Source organism: Streptomyces sp. A18 (genome assembly GCF_059026065.1).
In genome coordinates this window covers 36,360-56,536 of the sequence record NZ_JBWLKL010000006.1, presented here as the reverse complement: position 1 = coordinate 56,536, position 20,177 = coordinate 36,360, and the positions used below count along the sequence as shown (strand labels likewise).

The window sequence follows — 20,177 nt, the reverse complement described above, 5'->3', positions numbered from 1 at the left end:
CAGCACCTCACCGGAAGGTGTTGCACTGCGCCATGTCGCCGGTGCGGTAGCCCTGGTAGAACCACTGCTGCCGCTGCTCGGCCGAGCCGTGCGTCCAGGACTCGGGCGTGACCCGGCCCTGGAACTTCTCCTGGATGCGGTCGTCGCCGACCGCGGCCGCCGCGTCCAGGCCCTCGCGGATATCCGCTTCGGTGAGGCTGGTGATCAGCGGCTTGCCCGTCTTGTCGTCGGGGGTACGGGTCGCGTGCCGCGCCCAGACCCCCGCGTAACAGTCGGCCTGCAGCTCCACCTTCACGGCGTTGCTGTCGCGTCCCGTACGCCCGTCCTGGGAGCGCTGCAGCGTCCCCATCAGGTTCTGCACGTGGTGCCCGTACTCGTGTGCCACGACGTACGCCTGCGCGAAGGGACCACCGCTGGACCCGAACTTCGTCCGCAGTTCCTCGAAGAAGCCCAGGTCCAGATAGACCTTGCGGTCACCGGGGCAGTAGAACGGGCCGACCGCCGACGTCGCGGCGCCGCACGCCGTGCCCACCCGGCTGGTGAACAGGACGGTCGACGCGGGCGTGTAGCTCGCCTGCCTGCGCCGGAACTCCGCGCGCCAGTAGTCCTGCACGCTGTTGACCACCGCCACGGTCCGGCAGTCCTCCTTGGTGTTCGCGTCCTGGCCCGTACGGCAGGTCTGCTGCACCTGCGCGAGGGACGAGGAGGTGGCGGCCGGCTCCTCGTTGCCCGACGAGAGGCCGAGCTGGTCCGGGCCGACCCCGAAGAACAGCCCCAGGAGCAGCGCGATCAGGCCCGCGATGCCGCCGCCGACCGTCGCCTTGCCGCCGGGAACGCGGCTGCCCCGCACGTCCTGTACCTCGGACGTGTCCAGATTGGCGTCGTCGTCGAACTGCATGGGCGCACCACCCTCTGCCTCGCATCCGGGGGCGGCGTCCGGCCGCCCTGTGCCGAGATGTCGGCGCCTTCATCCTGATATGCCCCACTCCGTGCGGCGTCGGACGGGGGTCCGAACGGGGGACCCTCGCCGGACGGCGCACCGTGTCGCGACCGCCGCCCGGGGTCGCACGGTGATCACGCCGCTACGCTCTGCGCCTGTTCCGTGGGCAGAGGCGCCGACAGAGGTACAGGTCCAGGCAGAGGCGCAGGCAAGAGGTACCGGCAGAGGTGCCGAAGAGGGGGAGTCGTGTCCGTCGTGCCGTTCGAGGTGTCCGGATCCGGGCCCGCAAGGCCGGTGCCCGCACGCCGCGGCTCCCGGCTCGCGCTCCCGGTGGTCCTCGGCCTCCTCGCGCTGCCTCTCATCACCGCGGCCCACCACTCGCGACCGGCCCCCTACGGAGACCACCTCACCGTCCACGCGCGCGTGGCCGACTCCGAGGCCGCCCCCGAGCTGCGCGCCAAGGGCCGCGCGGTCGAGGCGTACGACCCGGTGACACGCAGCCCCCGCTGGACCCACAGCCGCGAGGGGGCCCGCCCGCTGGCCCTGCTCCCCACCCCCGGGCACGCCATCGCCCTCTGGAGCGACGGCCTGGTCACCGACACCGCGCGCGCCGACGGCAGCTCCGTCCGCTGGCACCGCGCCATCCCCGGCAGCGCCCCCTGGCTGCGCTCTCCGGCCGCCCGCGGCGCCGCCGGGGTCCTGCAGCCGCTCGACCCCCGCGGCCGCATGCTCGCCGTCGTCACCCCGCAGCGCATCGCCGCCTACCGCAGTGCCGACGGGGACCTGCGCTGGGTGCTGCCCGCCCACCGGGGCTGCGCCTTCGAGCCGGCCCGTTCCGTGCGGCACGGTGGCGCCCTGATGGTCGCCCAGCCCTGCGGCGACGCCGCGACGCCGTGGACGTCGCAGCTGATCGCGGTGGACGACCTCGGGCGGATCGTGCCCCGGCGAACGCCCCTGGGCAACGAGCTGCCGGGCGGCGCCCCCGAGGGCGTGGGCACCCGGGCAGAAAATGAGCTTGCGCCGCCCCGTTAGAATTGGCCTCATGGCCATTCTCCTCGTGCATTAGACGGCGTGATCGCCCGCCCGCCAGCCCGCCACCGCCCTTTCAACGGCGCGCTGCGCGCGGCACCACCTTGCTAGCCCTTCCGCCGTCCATACCCACCCCTGCCCAGGAGTCTGTCCGTGATCACCGCTTCCGGCATCGAGCTGCGCGCCGGCGCCCGCATCCTCATCGAGAACGCCACCTTCCGTATCGCCAAGGGCGACCGCATCGGCCTGGTGGGCCGCAATGGAGCGGGCAAGACCACGCTCACCAAGTGTCTCGCCGGTGAAGGCGTCCCGGCCGGCGGCACCATCAGCAACTCCGGCGAGGTCGGCTACCTCCCGCAGGACCCCCGCACCGGCGACCTGGACGTGCTCGCCCGCGACCGCATCCTCTCCGCCCGCGGACTCGACACCCTGATCCGCAAGATGCGCGAGAACGAACAGCGCATCGCCAACGGCTCGGGCGCCACCCGCGACAAGGCGATGAAGCAGTACGAGCGCCAGGAGACGGAGTTCCTCACCAAGGGCGGTTACGCCGCCGAGGCCGAGGCATCCACCATCGCCGCCGCGCTCAGCCTCCCCGACCGCGTGCTCGGCCAGCCCCTCCATACGCTCTCCGGTGGCCAGCGCCGCCGCGTCGAGCTGGCCCGCATCCTGTTCTCGGACGCCGACACCCTGCTCCTCGACGAACCGACGAACCACCTCGACGCCGACTCGATCGTCTGGCTGCGGGACTACCTGAAGTCGTACCGCGGCGGCTTCATCGTGATCTCCCACGACGTCGACCTGATGGAGACGGTCGTCAACAAGGTCTTCTACCTGGACGCCAACCGCGCCCAGATCGACGCCTACAACATGGGCTGGAAGCTCTACCAGCAGCAGCGCGAGTCCGACGAGAAGCGCCGCAAGCGCGAGCGCCAGAACGCCGAGAAGAAGGCCACCCAGCTCCACTCGCAGGCCGACAAGATGCGCGCGAAGGCCACCAAGACGGTCGCGGCGCAGAACATGGCCAAGCGCGCCGACAAGCTCCTCGCGGGCCTGGAGGAGGTGCGCCAGAGCGACAAGGTCGCCAAGCTGCGCTTCCCGGATCCCTCGCCCTGCGGCAAGACCCCGCTGATGGCCGAGGGGCTCTCCAAGTCGTACGGCTCGCTCGAGATCTTCACGGACGTCGACCTCGCCATCGACAAGGGCTCGCGCGTGGTCATCCTCGGCCTGAACGGCGCGGGCAAGACCACGCTCCTGCGCCTGCTCGGCGGCGCCGAGAAGCCCGACACCGGGCAGGTCATCGAGGGCCACGGCCTCAAGCTCGGCTACTACGCGCAGGAGCACGAGACCCTCGACCCGGAGCGCACGGTCCTGGAGAACATGCGCTCGGCAGCCCCCGACCTGGACCTCGTGGCGGTGCGCAAGACGCTCGGTTCGTTCCTCTTCTCCGGCGACGACGTCGACAAGCCGGCGGGCGTCCTGTCCGGCGGCGAGAAGACCCGTCTGGCGCTCGCGACCCTGGTGGTCTCGTCCGCCAACGTGCTGCTGCTCGACGAGCCCACGAACAACCTCGACCCGGCGAGCCGCGAGGAGATCCTCGGCGCCCTGCGCACCTACAAGGGCGCGGTCGTCCTCGTCACGCACGACGAGGGCGCGGTGGACGCGCTCCAGCCGGAGCGGATCATCCTGCTGCCCGACGGTGTCGAGGACCTGTGGGGCCAGGATTACGCGGATCTGGTCGCGCTCGCCTGAGCGTCCACATGGGTTGATCGAATAACTGATCCACTGCGTATGGATCATTCGGCCGAGCCGTGATCCTTCATCTGTGTGAGGTCTCCTCGTACCGAAGTGTGGGATACACGGATTTCCCTTGCGGCGATGGCCTCAGCCCCGTTTCTCCTCTGCCACCGCGCTGACCTGGCACTTCTGCCCGCAACCCATTCGGCCGTACGGAATTCGACGCGCGGAATCGTTAATTCCGCTCGTGGTGCCCCCTTCCCCGGCGGGAAAGCTCGTCGTACGGACCTTGCCGAATGGGTGGCCAGGAAGCCCGGGAGGGGTGATCATGAGAAGTCCAGAGCGCACTTCCCACGAGGAGGCACGGGTGGCCGAGACTCTGAAGAAGGGCAGCCGGGTAACCGGCGCCGCGCGCGACAAGCTCGCGGCAGACCTGAAGAAGAAGTACGACGGCGGTGCGAGCATCCGGGCGTTGGCCGAGGAGACCGGCCGTTCGTACGGCTTTGTGCACCGGATGCTCAGTGAGTCCGGAGTCACGCTGCGGGGACGCGGCGGGGCGACGCGAGGCAAGAAGGCCGCAGCCGGCTGACGGCTGCGGGCGGTTCACCGGCTTCGACGGTGGCCACCCGGTCGATCCCCTGATCGGCCGGGTGGTTACTGTGCAGTCACTTACGGGCGCGAACATGCGTCCGGACCGACTGCACACCACCATCGGAGGCTCCCATGGTTTCGCCCGGCAGTGAACTCGGCGGATCCGCACCGGTACTCGACAAGGACGGCGTACGCCTGACTGTCGACGAGGCCGTCGCCACGGTGACGCTGGCCAACCCGGCCAAGCGCAACGCCCAATCTCCCGCGCTGTGGAGGGCGTTGGCCGAGGCAGGCCGGATGTTGCCGGGCAGTGTCCGTGTCGTCGTGCTCCGCGGTGAGGGCAAGTCCTTCTCCGCGGGCCTCGACCGCCAGGCGTTCACGCCCGAGGGCTTCGACGGTGAGCCGTCCTTCATCGATCTGGCGCGCGGTGACGACGGCGTCCTCGACGCGACGATCGCCGAGTACCAGGAGGCGTTCACCTGGTGGCGGCGCAGTGACGTGGTGTCCATCGCCGCCGTGCAGGGGCATGCCATCGGTGCGGGCTTCCAGCTCGCGCTCGCCTGCGACCTGCGGATCGTCGCCGACGACGTGCAGTTCGCCATGCGCGAGACCAGCCTCGGCCTGGTGCCCGACCTCACCGGCACGCACCCCCTCGTGGGGCTCGTCGGCTACGCCCGCGCGCTGGAGATCTGCGCCACCGGGCGGTTCGTCCACGCGCCCGAGGCCGAGCGCGTCGGCCTGGCCAACCTTGTCGTGCCCGCCGACCAACTCGACGCGTCCGTGAGCGACTTGGCGGCCGCGCTGCTTGCCGCGCCCCGCGACGCGGTCATCGAGACCAAGGCGCTGCTCCAGGGCGTGCCCGGCCGGACGTACGAGGAGCAGCGCACCGCCGAGCGTGCAGCGCAGGGACGCCGTCTGCGGGACCTGGCGGGGCTCGGCGACTGACCCTCACTCCACCGCGGTGACCAGGACGGCCACCGACGGGTGGTCCGTCAGCGCGTCGCCGACCGCCGCGCGGACCGCGAGCGCCACGTCCAAGGCACGGTGTTCGCGGTCCGTCGCCAACTCCACGCGCGCGTGGCGGCGCGGCAGAGCGGTGTCCGCCGCCGGCGCATCGTCCAGATGGACGGCGCGGCCGAAGCCGCCGAGCGCGCCCGTCAGCCGCCGCACGCCCGGCACTTCGAGGGCCGCGCTGGCCGCGCGCGCCTCGTCCCCGCTTCCGGGGGCCGCCTGCGCGCCGTCCGGCGGTGTCTCCGTGTCCGTCGGTACGTCCACGGGGACCTGCCCCGCGTCGAGCAGCGTCGTCACGCTGAGGTCCACCTCCTCGACCGCCAGGCCGAGCCGCTCGTCGGCGGCCGCGAACAGCGCCGCCCGCAGCCGGGCCGCCGCCGCGGGCAGCGGTTCGCTCGGCTCGGCCGCGAACTCCGCCGTGATCCGCAGCGGCCCCGGCGGCAGTGCGCTCGGCGGCGGGGGCACGGAGGGGGCGTACGCCGTCGACGGATCGGCGAGCGCCACCCGCAGGGCGCCGAGCCGTACGCCGTTCACCTGTTCCGCCGCATGGCGCAGTACTCCGTCCGCACACGCCTCGGTCAGCCAGGAGCCGTCGCCCGGCCCTCCCAAGGGGAGAACCCGGCCCAGGCCGAGCTGCCGCCGTACCGCCTCAGTCCATCCGTTCCCGGTCATTGCCCCAGCCTGCCGCATCCCTGGCGCGCGGGGACGTAACCGCACTTAGTGTGGGCGAAGGAGTAGATCCCCTTTCGAAAGGGACAGACGGCGATGACCGACACCGGACAGCGGAACCGGCCGCAGGAGGGCCTCACGAAGGCATCCCCGGACGAGGCGGCGGGGCAGAGCAGTACGACCAAGAGAGGCGGCGGCGACCCCGCCACCCGGGGGCGCACCACCATCGCGGACGGCGTGGTCGAGAAGATCGCCGGGCTCGCGGCCCGAGACGTCGACGGCGTGCACGCGATGGGCGGCGGGCTCGCCAGGACCTTCGGGGCCGTGCGCGACCGCGTCCCGGGCGGTTCCGGCACCAAGTCCGTCTCGCGGGGCGTCAAGGCCGAGGTCGGCGAGGTGCAGACGGCGCTCGACCTGGAGATCGTCGTCGAGTACGGCGTCTCGATCGCGGACGTCACGCGCGACGTGCGCGAGAACGTCATCGGGGCGGTCGAGCGCATGACCGGTCTCGAGGTCGTCGAGGTCAACATCGCGGTGAGCGATGTGAAGCTCCCGGACGAGGAAGACGATGAGCCACAAGGCCGCCTTCAGTAACGCTAGGAGCGCACGATGAGCATGGCCGTGATCGGCATGGTGGCCGGAATGGCGCTCGGCTTCGCCGGGTACTTCGGCGGGTTCGGGGCGTTTCTGCTGGTGGCGGCCCTGGGCGCCATAGGGTTTGTCGCGGGCCGGTTCCTCGAGGGGGACATCGAGGTCGGCGACTTCTTCCGTACCCGTGGCGACGACCGGCGGCGGTGAGCCGTGGCACAGGTCGCGCCCGGGGAGCGCGGCGCGACCCGGATCGCCGACCGGGTCGTCGCGAAGATCGCGGCGCAGGCGGCACGTGAGGCGCTGACGCACGTGCCCGCGGACGGCTCGCCGCCGCACGCGACCGTCCACGTACGCCATGATGTCGCCCGCGTCCGGGTCAGCGTCGAGCTGGACTACCCCTCGGACATCGGCGGACAGTGCGGTGCCGTGCGTCGCCGAGTCACCCAGCGGGTAGAGGCGTTGGCGGGGATGGCAGTGCCCGAGGTCGCGGTCCAGGTGGAGCGGCTGCACTCGGCCCACGTGCACGCCGCGGCACAGGGGAGGACGCGATGAGCGAGGCTCAGGGGTCTCAGGGCGCGGGCGGGGGTGGCGGTACGCAGCCGCTGCCCGTGGTCGAACGCGCCGAGAGCGAGCTCGACCAGTCGGCGTCCGCCGCGTCCTACGACCCGCCGCCCACACTGGCCGACGAGACCAAGGCGACCCGCTTCTGGTCACCGCGGCGTGTGCCCGCCGCCGTCATCGCGCTGCTGCTCCTCGGCGGCGCGGGGCTCTTGCTGTACGACATCGCCGCGGTGCGGGCCGGGCACTCCGCCCTGGGTTGGCGGCGCGACCTCGCCCGCGAACTCGCCGAGCGGCCCCTGGACGACATGGCGGTCCTCATCGGCGCCGGGGTGGCCGCGGCCGCCGGGATCTGGCTGATCGTGCTCGCCGTGACGCCCGGCCTCCGGGCGGTCCTCGCGATGCGCCGCGGGGACGCGGACGTACGGGCGGGGCTGCATCGGGGCGCCGCCGCGATGGTGCTGCGGGACCGGGCGATGGACGTGTCCGGCGTGCAGTCGGTGCGGGTCCGCATGACGCGTTCCAAGGTGGATGTGCACGCGGTCTCGCACTTCCGTGAACTCGACGACGTACGAAGCGACTTGGACACCACGCTGGCCGACGGGATCAGGGACCTGGGCCTCGCCCGCGGGCCCGCGCTCTCCGTCCGGGTGGCACGGCCTGGCAGGAAGGGCTGAGCACGCGATGCTGAAGACGGTCAACCGTGTGGTGCTCGGCCTGATCGGCCTGGCCCTGGTGCTCGGGGGCGGCTCGGTCCTCGCGGTCGGGCTTGGGGCTTCGCCGCCGTCGTGGTGGGTCCACGACGGGAAGCGTGACGTCCTGCTGAGCGACGCGGACCGGGCGCGGTGGCGTGACGAGGGCTGGTTCTGGCCCACGGTGATCGCCGTGCTCGCGGTGCTCCTGCTGCTCGCCCTGTGGTGGCTGGTGGCGCAGTTGCGTCGGCGGAGGCTGGCCGAGGTCCTCGTGGAGACCGGGGACGGCGAGGGCGCGCTGCTGCGCGGACGGGCCCTGGAGAGCGTGCTCGTGGGGGAGGCGGAGTCGCTGGAGGGAGTGCAGCGGGCCGCGGTCTCCCTGACCGGGCGCCGCAACGCCCCCGAAGCGCGGGTGTCCCTGCTCCTGGAGCCCCACGCGATGCCCGGGGACGCGCTGCACCTGCTCTCCGTCGAGGCGTTGACGCATGCGAGGGATTCGGCGGGGCTGGCCCGGCTGCCCGCGGTGGTGCAGCTGCGGGCCGTGAAGCATCGGGCTGAGCGGGTGAGTTGAGGGTTCCTGTACGGCCTGTACGGCCTGTACGACCTGTATGAGGCGCCTGTACGAGGCGTCGGCCGGGCCGGAGATTCCAGCCCGGCCGACGCCTCATACGGGAAGGTTCAGAACCCGTGCCGTGCCCCGCCGTCCACCGGCAGCATGATCCCCGTCAGGTACGACGCCGCGGGCGACAGCAGGAACGCCGCCGTCCGCCCGAACTCCTCCGGAGTGCCGTACCGCCGCAGCGGGATCCGCGACTCGTGGCCCGCGCGCGTCGCCTCGGGGTCCGCGGAAAGGCCGTCCAGCTGCCGCACCCGGTCCGTGTCGATACGGGACGGAAGCAGCCCCACGACTCGGATGCCCCGGGGCCCGAGCTCGTCGGAGAGCGACTTCGCGAAGCCCGCGAGTCCGGGCCGCAGGCCGTTGGAGATGGTCAGGCCCGGAATCGGCTCGTGCACGGAGGCGGAGAGGACGAAGCCGATGACACCCTCCTCGCCGAGCTCCTCCGCCGCGGTCCGGGCGAGGCGCACCGCTCCGAGGAAGACGGACTCGAAGGCCGACTCCCACTGCTCGTCCGTGTTGTCGGCGACAAAACCGGGCGCGGGCCCGCCGACACTGATCAGCACACCGTCGAAGCGCCCGAAGTGCTCGCGCGCGGCGGCGATCAGCCGACCGGCGACGGCCGGATCGGCGTTGTCAGCGGCGAGGCCACGGGCGTTGTCGCCGAGTTCGGTGGCCGCCTCGGCGACCGTCTTCTCGTCCCGGCCGGTGATCAGTACCTTCGCGCCGTCCGCGACCAGGGAACGCGCGGCGGCGTTGCCCAGGCCCCGGGTGGCACCCGTGATGACGTAGACGCGGTCCTTCAGTCCAAGATCCATGGCCCCTATCCTGCCGCGTCCCAGCCACGGAACGCGAGGCCCGCTAGACGGCAGCCGGCGTCGACTCCGCCACGGGCGCTGCCTCCGCGGCGGCCGCTCTGCGGTCCCGTACCTCCCGGCGCACCAGGACCACCCAGCCGATGGGGACGCCCGAGCAGAACAGCCACCACTGGACGGCGTACGCCATGTGCGGCCCGATGTCGCCGTGCTCGGGCTCGCCGATCAGCTGGGGGGAGTCGTCGGCGGGCTCCGGCGAGGTCAGCTCGATGTAGCCGCCGAGCACCTCCTTGCCGAGGCTGTGCGCCTGCTGCCCGCTGCTGATCAGCATGATCTGACGGTCCGGCAGCCCCTGCACATCCTTGATGCCGCTCTCCGCGGACGTCTCGTCGGCCATCAGGCGGCCGGTGACGGTGATCTCGCCCTTGGGCGCCGCGGGGACCTCGGGGAACGCGGTCTGCGGTCCGTTCGCCGGGATCCAGCCCCGGTTGACCAGCAGGACCTTGCCGTCGTCGAGGACGAACGGGGTCAGGACGTGGAAGCCGATCTCCTCGTCGGAGTTCGTGCGGCGCCGCACCACGACCTCGTGCTCGGTGTCGAACGTCCCGCGCGCGCTCACCCGGTGGTAGCGCTCGGAGCTCGTCACGGAGTGGCCGGGCGACGTCAGCTGCTCTGCCGGTACCGGCTTCGCGTCGAGCACCTTGGAGATCTGTGCGTTCTGCGCGACGCGGTGCTCGTGGCGGTGCAGCTGCCAGAAGCCCAGCTCGATCATCGTGGGGATGAGGACGAGTCCGATGAGGGTGAGGATCACCCACTGCCGGGACAACAGGAAGCGGTACACCCCACGACGGTACAACTCGGTCGTGGGGTGCCTGGGAGTGGGGTACTCCGCAACAGAGCTGCGGGAGCCCGAGAGGCCCGCGGGGGAGGGGCCGGGTCACACCCTGTCGACGATCCCCACCTGCCCCTCCGCCCGCGAGCAGTGCGCACCGCAGTACCACTGCCCGTCGGCCTCCACGCCCTGGCCGATGATCCGGCAGCGGCAGTGCTCACAGATGGGCGCCATGCGGTGAATGGCGCAGGAGAAGCAGTCGAAGACGTGTACTGCCCCTTGTGCATGAACCTCGAAGGACATGCCGTAGTCGTTTCCGCAGACCTCGCAACGTGCCATGCGCCACAGGGTGGGACGCGCGGCGCCCGCATGCGAGCAAGCAGGCGGTGGCCGGTCCGACAATCACCCGTCTGCCGCGCCCATCGGCGGCTCAGCCCTCCGCCGCCGGAGCGACGTCCTGGAGGAGCTGGCCGAACGCGGCCTCGTCGATGACGGGCGTACCGAACGACCGTGCCTTCACGGTCTTGGACGTGCCCGAATCGGGGTCGTTCGTGACGAGCAGGCTGGTCAGTCGCGACACGCTCGTCGCGATGTGCAGACCTGCCTCGACCGCGCGGTCCTCGAGCAGCTCGCGCTCGATGGAGGTGTCGCCGGAGAACGCGACACGCATGCCCTGTTGGAGTGATTTGCCCGGTTCGTACCGTCCTGGGTTGGGGTAGGGGCAGGCGGGCCGCTTGCGTGAGGGGCGCCAACTCCCCGGGCCGTACGAGGAATACGACGGGCCCGCTGCCCCGGCGGAGCCCGGCCCGGTCGGCTGGCGGACGATTCGGGGCGCGCCGTCGGACCACTCGGTGAGTGGACGGCACTCCAGGAGCGGCAGCCGCACCCCGCCGCTCGCCGCGGCCTTGAGGCTGGGCCGGAACGCCTCGGCGAGCACGCGCGCGTCGTCGAGGGCGTTGTGCGCGTTGCGTTGTTCGACCCCGAAGTGCGCGGCGAGCGACTCCAGCTTGTGGTTGGGCAGCGGGAGGCGCAGCTCCTTGGAGAGGGCGATGGTGCACAGGCGCTGGCGCACGGGGGCGGTGAGCTCCGCGCGTGCGTACTCCCTGGCGATCATGGACCAGTCGAAGACCGCGTTGTGCGCGACCAGGACGCGGTCGGCGAGGCGCGCCGCGAACTCGTCGGCGATGTCCTTGAAGAGCGGTGCGTCCGCGAGGAGCTCGCTGGTGAGGCCGTGGATCCAGACGGGTCCGGGGTCACGCTGGGGGTTGACCAGCGTGTACCAGTGGTCCTCCACCTCGCCCTGGGCGTCCACTCGGTAGACGGCAGCCGACACTATGCGGTCGTCGCGGGCGAGGCCTGTGGTCTCGACGTCGACGACCGCGTACCCCGTTGGGTACGCGGCCGGCCACGTGGCTGCGGACGCTGCGGTCGTCTGGTCTTCGAGCATGGTCCATGAGGATACGGGCCGCGACTGACAGTCAGGTCCCCGGTCCAAGGCGCGGGTCGGTGACGTGGCCGATTCCGTCGCCGGGAGGCGTGGTCGCGCGGGTCGGTGTACCGAGGAGCCCGGACACCAGTGCCCTCACCGAAAGGGTGAACAGCGCCTCGGGGGCGACGGGCCGGGCGAGCGCGCGGGCGAGTGCCGGGTCCTGTTCGGCGGTCCGGGCGCCCCACAGCTCCTCCTCACCGGGCCGTTGCACGGGCGCGCGTTCGCGGTTGCGCTCGACCAGGACGTGGCCGACGACGTGCACCTGGACGGCGCGTACGGCGTCGGCAGCGCGGGTGCCGCGCAGGCCCGCCGCGTGGACTTCGTGGACGAGGACCTGCTGGGCGGGCAGGAACATCCGCTCGGTGAGGCCGCGTTCGTGCACCATCGCGACGAGGTGCGGGTGGTCGCGCAGCTGTCGGCGCAGGGCGCGCGCGACGGAGACGATGCGCCGGTCGGGGGTGCGGCCCGTGGGGTGGATCGCGCCGAGGTCGGCGAGGGTGCGCTCGACGAGGGCGTCCAGGAGCGACTCGCGGTTGCCGACGTGCCAGTAGATCGAGGTGACGGCGGTGCCGAGTTCGGCGGCGAGCTTGCGCATCGTCAGGGCCTGCGGGCCGTGCTGCTTGACGAGGGCCGTGGCGGCGGCCAGGACCTGTTCCCGGTCGAGATGGCCGCGTTCCCGATCCGGATGCGCACGCGTCTCTTCACTCTTCACGCCTCCTGTTGTAACTGTGTTACAGAACCGCCCGCAAGACCTCTTGTAGTCCTGACGAAGGGTGGTACGACATGGCACGCGTACGTTATGGGGCGCGCACCGAGGCGGAGATCGCCGCGGCGCGCACCGCGAGTTCGAAGCTGCCCGACATCTGGTCCACCGGTGTGGTGGCCGTCTGGGAGAGCGATCCGGACGCGGTGGCGGCCGTCCTGCCGCCACCGCTGAAGCCCACGGCCCGCCCTCTGGTGCGGGCCAACATCAGCAAGGTCGAACTGCCCGGGTATCCGCTCGGTGCGGGCTCGGTGGCCGTCGCCGCCGAGCACGGCGGGGTGGAGGGCTGGTATCCGCTGGTCATGCCGATGACCCATGAGCGGGCGCTGATCGGCGGGCGTGAGGTCTTCGGGGAGCCGAAGAAGCTGGGCGAGGTCGAGGTGCAGCGCGACGGTCTCGTCGTCCGCGCCTCGCTGGCGCGGCACGGCATCGCCTTCGTGGAGGTGCGCGGCGCGGTCAGCGGCGACCTGCCGCTTCCGGAGCCGGTGCAGAAGACGGACTTCTACTTCAAGTTCCTTCCCGCGGTGGATGGTTCGGGCTTCGACGCGGACCCGGTGCTCGTGCACTGCGTGCGCAACGAGAAGGTCCGCAAGCTGGAGGGCATCACCGGGGACGTCGTCCTGCGCGAGTCGATGTACGACCCGGTCGCCGACCTGCCCGTACGACGGGTCGTCGAGATCACCATCGGCGAGAAGACCACGGACCAGAAGGGCCGGGTGGCCGAGCGGGTCAGCGCGCAGGCGCTGCTGCCCTACATCCACCAGCGCTACGACGACCCGCAGCAGATCCTCGACGGCCCGCCCGAGGGGAGCGTCTGAGATGGAGCTGCGGGAAGGTCAGGTCGCCGTCGTCACGGGCGCGGCGAGCGGCATCGGCCTCGCCATGGCGCGGCGGTTCGCGGCGGACGGCTTGAAGGTGGTCCTCGCGGACGTCGAGGAAGGCGCCCTGGAGAAGGCGGCGGCCGGGCTGCGCGAGGACGGGGCGAGCGTGCACGCGCGCGTGGTCGACGTCGGCTCGCGCGAGCAGGTCTTCGCGCTCGCCGAAGCGGCGTACGAGAAGTTCGGCGCCGTCCATGTGCTGTGCAACAACGCGGGGGTCGGCTCGGGAGCCGAGGGCCGCATGTGGGAGCACGAGCCGAACGACTGGAAGTGGGCCTTCGAGGTCAACGTGTGGGGTGTCTTCCACGGCATCCAGGCCTTCGTGCCCCGGATGATCGCGGGTGGTGAGCCGGGGCATGTCGTCAACACCTCCTCCGGTGACGGCGGCATCGCCCCGCTGCCGACGGCGTCGGTGTACGCGGTCACCAAGGCGGCGGTCGTGACGATGACGGAGTCCCTGTACGCCCATCTGAAGGCGGAGCACGCGCGCGTGGGCGCCTCCGTGCTCTTCCCGGGGCCGCACATGCTGCGCACGGGGCTGTGGGAGTCGCACCGCAACCGTCCCGATCGGTACGCCAAGTCCCGTCCCCGCAAGACCCCGTACCGCAGCCTCGACCAGTGGGAGAGCGCGATGAGGGACGCGGGCCAGGAGGTGGAGTTCACCCCGGTCGAGCAGGTGGCGGACTTCGTGGCCGATGGCATCGCGGCCGGCCGCTTCTGGCTGCTTCCGCAGAGCGAGCACAGCGACCGGCAGATCAAGGCCAGGTCGCGTTCGATGCTCGACCGCTCCGATCCGGCGTATCTGGAAAGTTTCATCCTCGACTGACTGAGGGACGTGTGATGACGGCTCAGCAGAACGACCCGTACCTGATCATCTCCTCCGACTGCCACGCAGGACTCCCCACCGAGGAGTACCGGCCCTATCTCGACAGCCGCTTCCACCGGGACTTCGACCGGTTTCTGGGGGAGCGCGACGTCCGCCGCGCGGAGGCGACCCGGCTCGGCATCCGCAACGACGCCTTCGCCGCCAAGTGGTTCCAGGACAACGAAGAGGGCCTGCGCGGCGGTTGGGAGACCTCGCAGCGCCTCAAGGAGCTCGACGGCGACGGGGTGGCCGCCGAGGTCGTCTTCCCCGACGCGGACGCCGTGGACAGTCAGACGGCCGCGCCCTTCGGGGTGGGACTCGGCCTCTCCGGGGACCAGGACCCCGAGCTCGGCATGGCGGGCGCGCAGGCGCACAACCGCTGGCTCGCCGACTTCGTGTCGGAGCATCCCGAACGGCACTGCGGTGTCGCCCTGTTGCCCATCACGGGGGAGGTCGACCGGGTCGTCGCCGAGGTCCACCGGGCCAAGGAGTCCGGGCTCGGCGCGCTGATGATCCCCTCCATGTGGGTCGACAAGGCGCCCTACCACGACCGCCGTTACGACCCGGTGTGGGCGGCGGCGGCCGAGTGCGCGATGCCCGTGGTGACCCACTCCGGGGCGGCGCCCCGCCACGAGTACGGCGACCACTTGGGGATCTACGTCTCCGAGGTGACCTGGTGGCCCGCGCGGCCGCTGTGGTTCATGCTCTGGTCGGGCGTCTTCGAGCGGCATCCGGGGCTGAAGTTCGGTGTCGCGGAGTCCGGCTGCTGGTGGCTGCCGAACCTCCTGTGGTTCATGGACCGCCTCTACCTGGGCGCGCACGGCGGCAAGAAGCTCTCCCCGTTCGCCGAGCTCAAGCGGCCTCCGCACGAGTACCTGGACCGACAGATCTTCGTCTGCGCCACCAACACCAAGCGCCGTGAACTGGCCCAGCGCTACGAGATCGGCGTCGACAACATCCTCTGGGGCAGCGACTTCCCGCACCCCGAAGGGACCTGGCCCGACACGCGCGCGTGGCTGAAGAAGACCTTCCACGACATCCCGGTGGAGGAGACCCGCCGGATGCTGGGCCTGGCCGCGGCGGACGTCTTCGGCTTCGACACCGAGAAGCTGGCGCCGCTGGCCCGCCGCATCGGCCCGACGCCCGCCGATCTCGGCCAGTCCACCGAGGACGCGGCCCAGTCGGCCGTCGAGGCCTCCTGGGCGCGCTCGCGCGACGTGGGCCGCCACTGGCTGACCGACCACGACTTCCCGGTACTGGGGGCGGACACATGAGCGCACAGCGCACGGCCGACATGACCGCGGAGCGCTACACCGTCATCTCGGCGGACTGCCACGCGGGCGCCGATCTCCTGGACTACAAGCCCTACTTGGAGTCCCGCCACCACGACGCGTTCGACGCGTGGGCGGCCACCTACGTCAATCCCTACGAGGACCTGCTGGCCGACACCGCCGACCGCAACTGGAACTCGGACCGTCGCCTCGCCGAGCTCGAACAGGACGGCATCGTCGCCGAGGTCGTCTTCCCGAACACCATCCCGCCCTTCTTCCCGAGCGCCTCCCTGATGGCACCGGCGCCCACGCGTGAGGAGTTCGAGCAGCGCTGGGCCGGCCTGCGCGCCCACAACCGCTGGCTCGCCGACTTCTGCGCCGCGGCAGACGGCCGCAGGGCGGGCGTCTTCCAGATCCTCCTGAACGACGTGGACGAGGCCGTCAAGGAGATCCACTGGGCGGCCGACGCGGACCTGAAGGGCGGTCTCCTGCTGCCCGGCACACCGCCGGGCAGCGGACTCGCCGAGCTCTACTCGGCGACGTACGACCCGATCTGGGCGGCCTGCGCCGAGCGCGGCGTGCCGGTCAACCACCATGCGGGATCGGCCTCGCCGCCGCTGGGCGAGGAACCGGCCGCGCGGGCCGTCTTCATGGTGGAGACGACGTGGTTCTCGCACCGGGCGCTGTGGCACCTGGTGTTCGGCGGCGCCTTCCGCCGCCACCCGGAGCTGCGGCTCGTGCTCACCGAGCAGGGCTCGGGATGGATCCCGGGCGTGCTCGACATGCTGGACTACTACCACGGGCGCCTGGTCGCGGCGGCGTCGCGCGCGGACTCGGCGGACACGGCGGAGTCGAAGTTCGGCGCGGGGCTCGCCGATGCGATGGGCAAGGGTCCGTCCGAGGTCTGGCGCGAGAACTGCTTCGTCGGCGCGAGCTTCATGCGCCCGCACGAGGCGCGGATGAGGGACAGGATCGGCCTCGACAAGATCATGTGGGGGAGCGACTACCCGCACGACGAAGGCACGCACCCGTTCTCGCGCGAAGGCCTCCGCATCGCCTACGCGGGCCTTCCGAAGGACGAGATAGCGGCCATGGTCGGCGGCAACGCGGCCCGTGTGTACGGCTTCGACCTGGAGCGGCTCGACGCCGTCGCCGCGAAGGTCGGGCCGACGGTCCAGGAACTCGACGAACCCCTGACGGAGACACCGGCCGGAGCGACGAGTCCGGTGTTCGCTCCGGGAGGGTCGGTACGGGTCTGGTGACGGTACGGGCCCGGTGACGGCGTGCCCCCGCCTGGTCGCTCACCCGGGGGTGAGACCCTCCCCGGGTGAGCGATCAGGCACCTGAACACGACGAAGCACATGGCGGCGCCCTCGCCTCGCGCCTCAACTGGCTGCGTGCCGCCGTGCTCGGGGCCAACGACGGCATCGTCTCCACGGCGGGTCTCGTCGTCGGCGTGGCGGGCGCGACGGGCGATCGGAGCACGCTGCTCACGGCCGGTCTCGCCGGGCTGCTCGCCGGGTCGATGTCGATGGCCGCGGGCGAGTACGTCTCCGTCTCCACCCAGCGCGACTCCGAGAAGGCCGCGCTCGCCATGGAGAAGCGCGAGCTGCGCGAGCAGCCCGAGGCCGAACTGGCCGAGCTGACGGACATGTTGGCGGACCGCGGGCTGAGCCGCGACGTGGCGAGGGAGGCGGCTCGGCAGCTCACCGAGCGGGATGCGCTGCGGGCGCACGCGCGCGTGGAGCTCGGTATCGACCCCGACGCACTCACCAACCCCTGGCACGCCGCCTGGGCCAGCTTCGTGGCCTTCACGGTGGGCGCGCTGCTTCCGCTGCTCGCGATCGTGCTGCCGCCGGCCGACTGGCGCCTGGGGGTCACCGTCGTCTCGGTCCTTTGTGCGCTCGCCCTGACGGGCTGGAGTAGCGCGCGGCTCGGCTCCGCGGACGTGCGGCCCGCCGTGCTGCGCAACATGGGGGGAGGGGCGCTCGCGATGGCGGTGACGTACGGGGCGGGTGCGCTGCTCGGGGCGGTCGGCGTGTGAGCGTCGGCGTCTGTCTGAGCGCCCGCTTTTGGCGGAGGTCACCAACATCCACTTGTTTACCGCTGGTAATACTTGTCGGTAACTACGTCTAGCGGCGGCCGACCAGCGGCCTCTACGGTGCTCGCATGCCGCCGAACCTGCCCGATGTCGTGCTGTGGTCCATACCTGCGTTCGTGCTGCTCACGGTCGTGGAGATCGTGAGCCACCGGATCCATCCGGACGAGGACGAAGCCGGGTACGAGACGAAGGACGCCGCCACCTCCGTCACCATGGGGCTGGGCAGCCTGGCCTTCGACCTCTTGTGGAAGATCCCGATCGTCGCGATCTACACGGCGATCTACGCGCTGACGCCGCTGCACATCCCCGTCCTGTGGTGGACGATCCCGCTGATGCTGCTCGCGCAGGACTTCTTCTACTACTGGTCGCACCGCGGGCACCACGTCATCCGCATCCTGTGGGCCTGCCACGTCGTGCACCACTCCAGCCGCAAGTTCAACCTCACGACGGCGCTGCGCCAGCCCTGGACGAGCCTGACGGTCTGGCCGTTCTACGTCCCGCTGATCGCCCTCGGCGTGCATCCGGCGGCGCTCGCGTTCTGCTCGTCCGCGAACCTCGTCTACCAGTTCTGGATCCACACCGAACGCATCGACAAGCTCCCGCGCCCCTTCGAGTTCGTCTTCAACACCCCCTCCCACCACCGTGTCCACCACGCGTCGCAGGGCGGCTACCTGGACCGCAACTTCGGCGGCATCCTGATCATCTGGGACCGCATCTTCGGCTCCTGGGTCGCGGAGACGGACCGCCCGGTCTACGGCCTCACGAAGAACATCACCACGTACAACCCGCTGCGAGTGGCCACGCACGAGTACGTGGCGATCGCCAAGGACCTCAGGAAGGCCACCAGTTGGCGCGAGCGGGGCGGAAGGCTGTTCCGGGGCCCCGGCTGGCAGCCCCAGGAGGCTCCCGAGCCGGTGCCGGAGCGCGTGGCATGAGTCCCGCACCGGTGGTGGGCAGGCGCGCACACCTGCTCCTGGCCGCGTTCGCCCTGGCGGCACTGGGCGACCTGGCGGCGCTCCTGGCGGACTCGGACACGGGGCACATCCTCTTCAAGCCCCTCCTGATGCCGCTCCTGGCGGCGTACGTCCTCGTGGTCAAAGGCCCGCGCCTCCTGGCCGTCGCGCTCCTCTTCGGCTGGGGAGGCGACACCCTCCTTCTCTTCGACGCCGACCCCGCGTTCCTCGCGGGCATGAGCTCCTTCGCCGCGGGCCACATCTGCTACCTCACCCTCTTCAGGCGCCACGGCACGCCACGCGCGCGTGGCGCCTTGCTGGTGGCCGCGTACGCCGCCGCCCTCATCGCCACGGTCACGCTCCTGTGGCCCGACCTCCCGCCGGACATGCGCGGCCCGGTGGCGGGCTACAGCCTCCTGCTCACCGCGATGGCGTTCGCCGCCACGAGACTTGGCCTCACCGCGGCCGCCGGTGGCGCGCTCTTCCTCCTGTCGGACACCCTCATCGCGACCGGCGTCGCCGAGTGGCCGCAGGCCCCGCGCCCCGACTTCTGGATCATGCTCACGTACATCGCCGCGCAGTTCCTCCTGGTCAGAGGCGTACTGGGCGTCCTTGGGGCGCAGGCCGAGCGGCCCGTGCGCCTCACCAGCGAATCGGCAGCGGCAACGCCGTGAGGAGCGCGGACACAGTCACCACGACCCCGAGCGCGACGACCTCACCACGCGCGGGGGAGTAAGCGGAGACCGGGTCCGCGGCCTTGCGCAGCCGTCGGCGCGCGAGCAGCGCGAGGACGGCCACGGCCACCACGAGGAGCACCTTGGCGAGCAGCGTGCGCCCATAGGCCGTGTCCGTCAGCTGGTCGAGGACGGTGCTTGCCGGCATCCGGCGCAGGGTGCTGAACACCCCCGTCACGGTGATCGCGGCGAACAGCACGGCCGCCACGCGCGCGTAGAGCCCCAGTACGGCCGCGCCCGCTTCCGGCGCCGTCGTCCGCCACAGGCGCAGCATGCGCAGCACCTGCAGCAGGCCGCCCGCCCACAGCACCCCGCAGGTCAGATGCACCAGCGTCAGGCCGGTGCCGATGAGGGGGGTGTCCTCCGCCGGAGGGTGCGCCCGCAGGGCCTCGGCCACGATCACCGCGGCCAGCGGAAGCGCCGCAGTGGACGGGCGGCGCGAGCGCGCGCACAGCAGCGCGACGATGAAGGCGTTGACCTCCAGGAGCGCGAGCCTGCCGTCCCGCGAGGCGTAGAGACCGCCCAGGTCCATGTCGGAGAGCTGCTGCGGCACCAGATTGCCGTTGGCCACCACCGAAGCGAGGCCGAGCGCCGCGACGAGGCCCGCGCCCGCCGCGTACGCCGCCCAGCTCCGCGGCTCACGGTCCAGAGGTGCTCCCGGCACCCTGCGGGCGAGCCGGATCGCGTACACCTCGCCCAACTGCACGCACAGCGCGGCGAACATGACCGTCCGCAGGAACGTGATCCCGGCCGTGCCGGGCGCCTGCGCCTCGCCGGTGCCGTTCAGCGCGGCGGACGGGCCGAGCAGCGGGACGAGCGCGGCGGCGGTCACCAGGACGAGCACGGCGACGGCATGGCCCGTCGAGGGGCGGCGGCGCGGTGCGCCACGAGAGGCGGGGGGCGCGGTGGCGACCGCGTCCGCCGTGCCCTCGCCGCCGGGGTCGGCGGACGGCTGTATGGAACTCACCACAAGATCTTCACCAGGTGCACCCTTAACGGGCAAGTCCTGGCAAACAACTGGCGGAATCCCATTCCGCCCGAC

The 20,177-nt window shown here is 71.6% G+C and carries 24 protein-coding genes; 16 read left to right on the top strand and 8 right to left on the bottom strand.

The genetic code is table 11. The features are described from left to right. Positions 1–7 precede the first annotated feature (7 nt). On the bottom strand, positions 8–898 hold the full coding sequence (gene ypfJ, locus AC5P1C_RS12180) for a KPN_02809 family neutral zinc metallopeptidase (protein WP_493865776.1): 891 nt from the start codon (positions 896–898) through the stop codon (positions 8–10). A 288-nt stretch (positions 899–1,186) separates the two neighbouring features. Here ypfJ and AC5P1C_RS12175 point away from each other — a divergent pair, with 288 nt between their 5' ends. The 4 genes from AC5P1C_RS12175 to AC5P1C_RS12160 all read left to right on the top strand — a co-directional run bounded on the left by AC5P1C_RS12175 (position 1,187) and on the right by AC5P1C_RS12160 (position 5,242). Further along, positions 1,187–1,972: a PQQ-binding-like beta-propeller repeat protein gene (locus AC5P1C_RS12175; protein ID WP_493865775.1), complete on the top strand. Its 786-nt coding sequence runs from the start codon at positions 1,187–1,189 to the stop codon at positions 1,970–1,972. Positions 1,973–2,122: 150 nt separating this feature from the next. Continuing rightward, on the top strand, positions 2,123–3,721 hold the full coding sequence (gene abc-f / locus AC5P1C_RS12170) for a ribosomal protection-like ABC-F family protein (protein ID WP_493865774.1): 1,599 nt from the start codon (positions 2,123–2,125) through the stop codon (positions 3,719–3,721). A gap of 352 nt (positions 3,722–4,073) precedes the next feature. Next, a complete protein-coding gene (locus tag AC5P1C_RS12165; protein WP_055550175.1) occupies positions 4,074–4,295 on the top strand; it encodes a helix-turn-helix domain-containing protein in 222 nt (73 codons plus the stop codon). A gap of 134 nt (positions 4,296–4,429) precedes the next feature. Continuing rightward, a complete protein-coding gene (locus AC5P1C_RS12160; RefSeq protein ID WP_493865773.1) occupies positions 4,430–5,242 on the top strand; it encodes an enoyl-CoA hydratase/isomerase family protein in 813 nt (270 codons plus the stop codon). A gap of 3 nt (positions 5,243–5,245) precedes the next feature. Here the strand turns inward: AC5P1C_RS12160 and AC5P1C_RS12155 are convergent, their stop codons facing one another. Next, a complete protein-coding gene (locus tag AC5P1C_RS12155; RefSeq protein WP_493865772.1) occupies positions 5,246–5,980 on the bottom strand; it encodes a nucleopolyhedrovirus P10 family protein in 735 nt (244 codons plus the stop codon). Between the two features lie 93 nt (positions 5,981–6,073). Between AC5P1C_RS12155 and AC5P1C_RS12150 the strand changes: the two genes are divergently transcribed. From AC5P1C_RS12150 to amaP, 5 genes are read left to right on the top strand one after another with little or no spacing between them, the layout of a single operon-like run. Next, positions 6,074–6,571, top strand: a complete 498-nt coding sequence (locus tag AC5P1C_RS12150) for an Asp23/Gls24 family envelope stress response protein (protein ID WP_493865771.1) — start codon at positions 6,074–6,076, stop codon at positions 6,569–6,571. A 15-nt stretch (positions 6,572–6,586) separates the two neighbouring features. Continuing rightward, positions 6,587–6,775 carry a hypothetical protein gene (locus tag AC5P1C_RS12145; protein WP_493865770.1) on the top strand — a complete coding sequence of 63 codons (189 nt, stop codon included), beginning with the start codon at positions 6,587–6,589 and terminating at the stop codon, positions 6,773–6,775. Positions 6,776–6,778: 3 nt separating this feature from the next. After that, positions 6,779–7,120, top strand: coding sequence for an Asp23/Gls24 family envelope stress response protein (locus AC5P1C_RS12140; protein WP_493865769.1), 342 nt, complete (start codon positions 6,779–6,781; stop codon positions 7,118–7,120). After that, positions 7,117–7,803: a DUF6286 domain-containing protein gene (locus AC5P1C_RS12135; protein WP_493865768.1), complete on the top strand. Its 687-nt coding sequence runs from the start codon at positions 7,117–7,119 to the stop codon at positions 7,801–7,803. The genes AC5P1C_RS12140 and AC5P1C_RS12135 overlap by 4 nt, the downstream gene beginning before the upstream one ends. A gap of 7 nt (positions 7,804–7,810) precedes the next feature. After that, positions 7,811–8,389 carry an alkaline shock response membrane anchor protein AmaP gene (gene amaP / locus AC5P1C_RS12130; protein ID WP_493865767.1) on the top strand — a complete coding sequence of 193 codons (579 nt, stop codon included), beginning with the start codon at positions 7,811–7,813 and terminating at the stop codon, positions 8,387–8,389. 107 nt (positions 8,390–8,496) lie between these two features. On the opposite strand, the gene AC5P1C_RS12125 is transcribed toward amaP, so the two are convergent. From AC5P1C_RS12125 to AC5P1C_RS12105, 5 genes are all read right to left on the bottom strand, one after another. Beyond that, positions 8,497–9,252: an SDR family oxidoreductase gene (locus tag AC5P1C_RS12125; protein ID WP_493865766.1), complete on the bottom strand. Its 756-nt coding sequence runs from the start codon at positions 9,250–9,252 to the stop codon at positions 8,497–8,499. 43 nt (positions 9,253–9,295) lie between these two features. Further along, positions 9,296–10,090, bottom strand: a complete 795-nt coding sequence (locus AC5P1C_RS12120) for an SURF1 family cytochrome oxidase biogenesis protein (RefSeq protein WP_493865765.1) — start codon at positions 10,088–10,090, stop codon at positions 9,296–9,298. 96 nt (positions 10,091–10,186) lie between these two features. Continuing rightward, on the bottom strand, positions 10,187–10,420 hold the full coding sequence (locus AC5P1C_RS12115) for a metallothionein (RefSeq protein WP_135331724.1): 234 nt from the start codon (positions 10,418–10,420) through the stop codon (positions 10,187–10,189). A gap of 91 nt (positions 10,421–10,511) precedes the next feature. Next, entirely contained in the window at positions 10,512–11,528 is a 1,017-nt protein-coding gene (locus AC5P1C_RS12110; protein WP_493865764.1) for a DEDDh family exonuclease, read from the bottom strand. Positions 11,529–11,559: 31 nt separating this feature from the next. Beyond that, the gene (locus AC5P1C_RS12105) at positions 11,560–12,282 is read right to left on the bottom strand and encodes a TetR/AcrR family transcriptional regulator (protein WP_493865763.1); all 723 of its coding nucleotides are present in this window, start codon (positions 12,280–12,282) and stop codon (positions 11,560–11,562) included. Positions 12,283–12,353: 71 nt separating this feature from the next. Here AC5P1C_RS12105 and AC5P1C_RS12100 point away from each other — a divergent pair, with 71 nt between their 5' ends. From AC5P1C_RS12100 to AC5P1C_RS12070, 7 genes are all read left to right on the top strand, one after another. Then, the gene (locus AC5P1C_RS12100) at positions 12,354–13,151 is read left to right on the top strand and encodes an acetoacetate decarboxylase family protein (RefSeq protein WP_493865762.1); all 798 of its coding nucleotides are present in this window, start codon (positions 12,354–12,356) and stop codon (positions 13,149–13,151) included. A gap of 1 nt (position 13,152) precedes the next feature. Continuing rightward, positions 13,153–14,037, top strand: coding sequence for an SDR family NAD(P)-dependent oxidoreductase (locus AC5P1C_RS12095; protein WP_493865761.1), 885 nt, complete (start codon positions 13,153–13,155; stop codon positions 14,035–14,037). A 14-nt stretch (positions 14,038–14,051) separates the two neighbouring features. Next, a complete protein-coding gene (locus AC5P1C_RS12090; RefSeq protein WP_493865760.1) occupies positions 14,052–15,350 on the top strand; it encodes an amidohydrolase family protein in 1,299 nt (432 codons plus the stop codon). After that, positions 15,347–16,609, top strand: coding sequence for an amidohydrolase family protein (locus tag AC5P1C_RS12085; RefSeq protein WP_493865759.1), 1,263 nt, complete (start codon positions 15,347–15,349; stop codon positions 16,607–16,609). Before AC5P1C_RS12090 ends, AC5P1C_RS12085 begins: the two co-directional genes overlap by 4 nt. A gap of 65 nt (positions 16,610–16,674) precedes the next feature. Then, complete coding sequence (locus tag AC5P1C_RS12080; protein ID WP_493865758.1) at positions 16,675–17,391, top strand: VIT1/CCC1 transporter family protein; 717 nt, start codon at positions 16,675–16,677, stop codon at positions 17,389–17,391. 125 nt (positions 17,392–17,516) lie between these two features. Further along, the gene (locus AC5P1C_RS12075) at positions 17,517–18,383 is read left to right on the top strand and encodes a sterol desaturase family protein (RefSeq protein ID WP_493865757.1); all 867 of its coding nucleotides are present in this window, start codon (positions 17,517–17,519) and stop codon (positions 18,381–18,383) included. Further along, positions 18,380–19,075, top strand: coding sequence for a lysoplasmalogenase (locus AC5P1C_RS12070; RefSeq protein ID WP_493865756.1), 696 nt, complete (start codon positions 18,380–18,382; stop codon positions 19,073–19,075). Before AC5P1C_RS12075 ends, AC5P1C_RS12070 begins: the two co-directional genes overlap by 4 nt. Here AC5P1C_RS12070 and AC5P1C_RS12065 read toward each other — a convergent pair. Next, the gene (locus AC5P1C_RS12065) at positions 19,044–20,102 is read right to left on the bottom strand and encodes a CopD family protein (RefSeq protein ID WP_493865755.1); all 1,059 of its coding nucleotides are present in this window, start codon (positions 20,100–20,102) and stop codon (positions 19,044–19,046) included. The genes AC5P1C_RS12070 and AC5P1C_RS12065 overlap by 32 nt on opposite strands. Between the last annotated feature and the right edge of the window lie 75 nt (positions 20,103–20,177).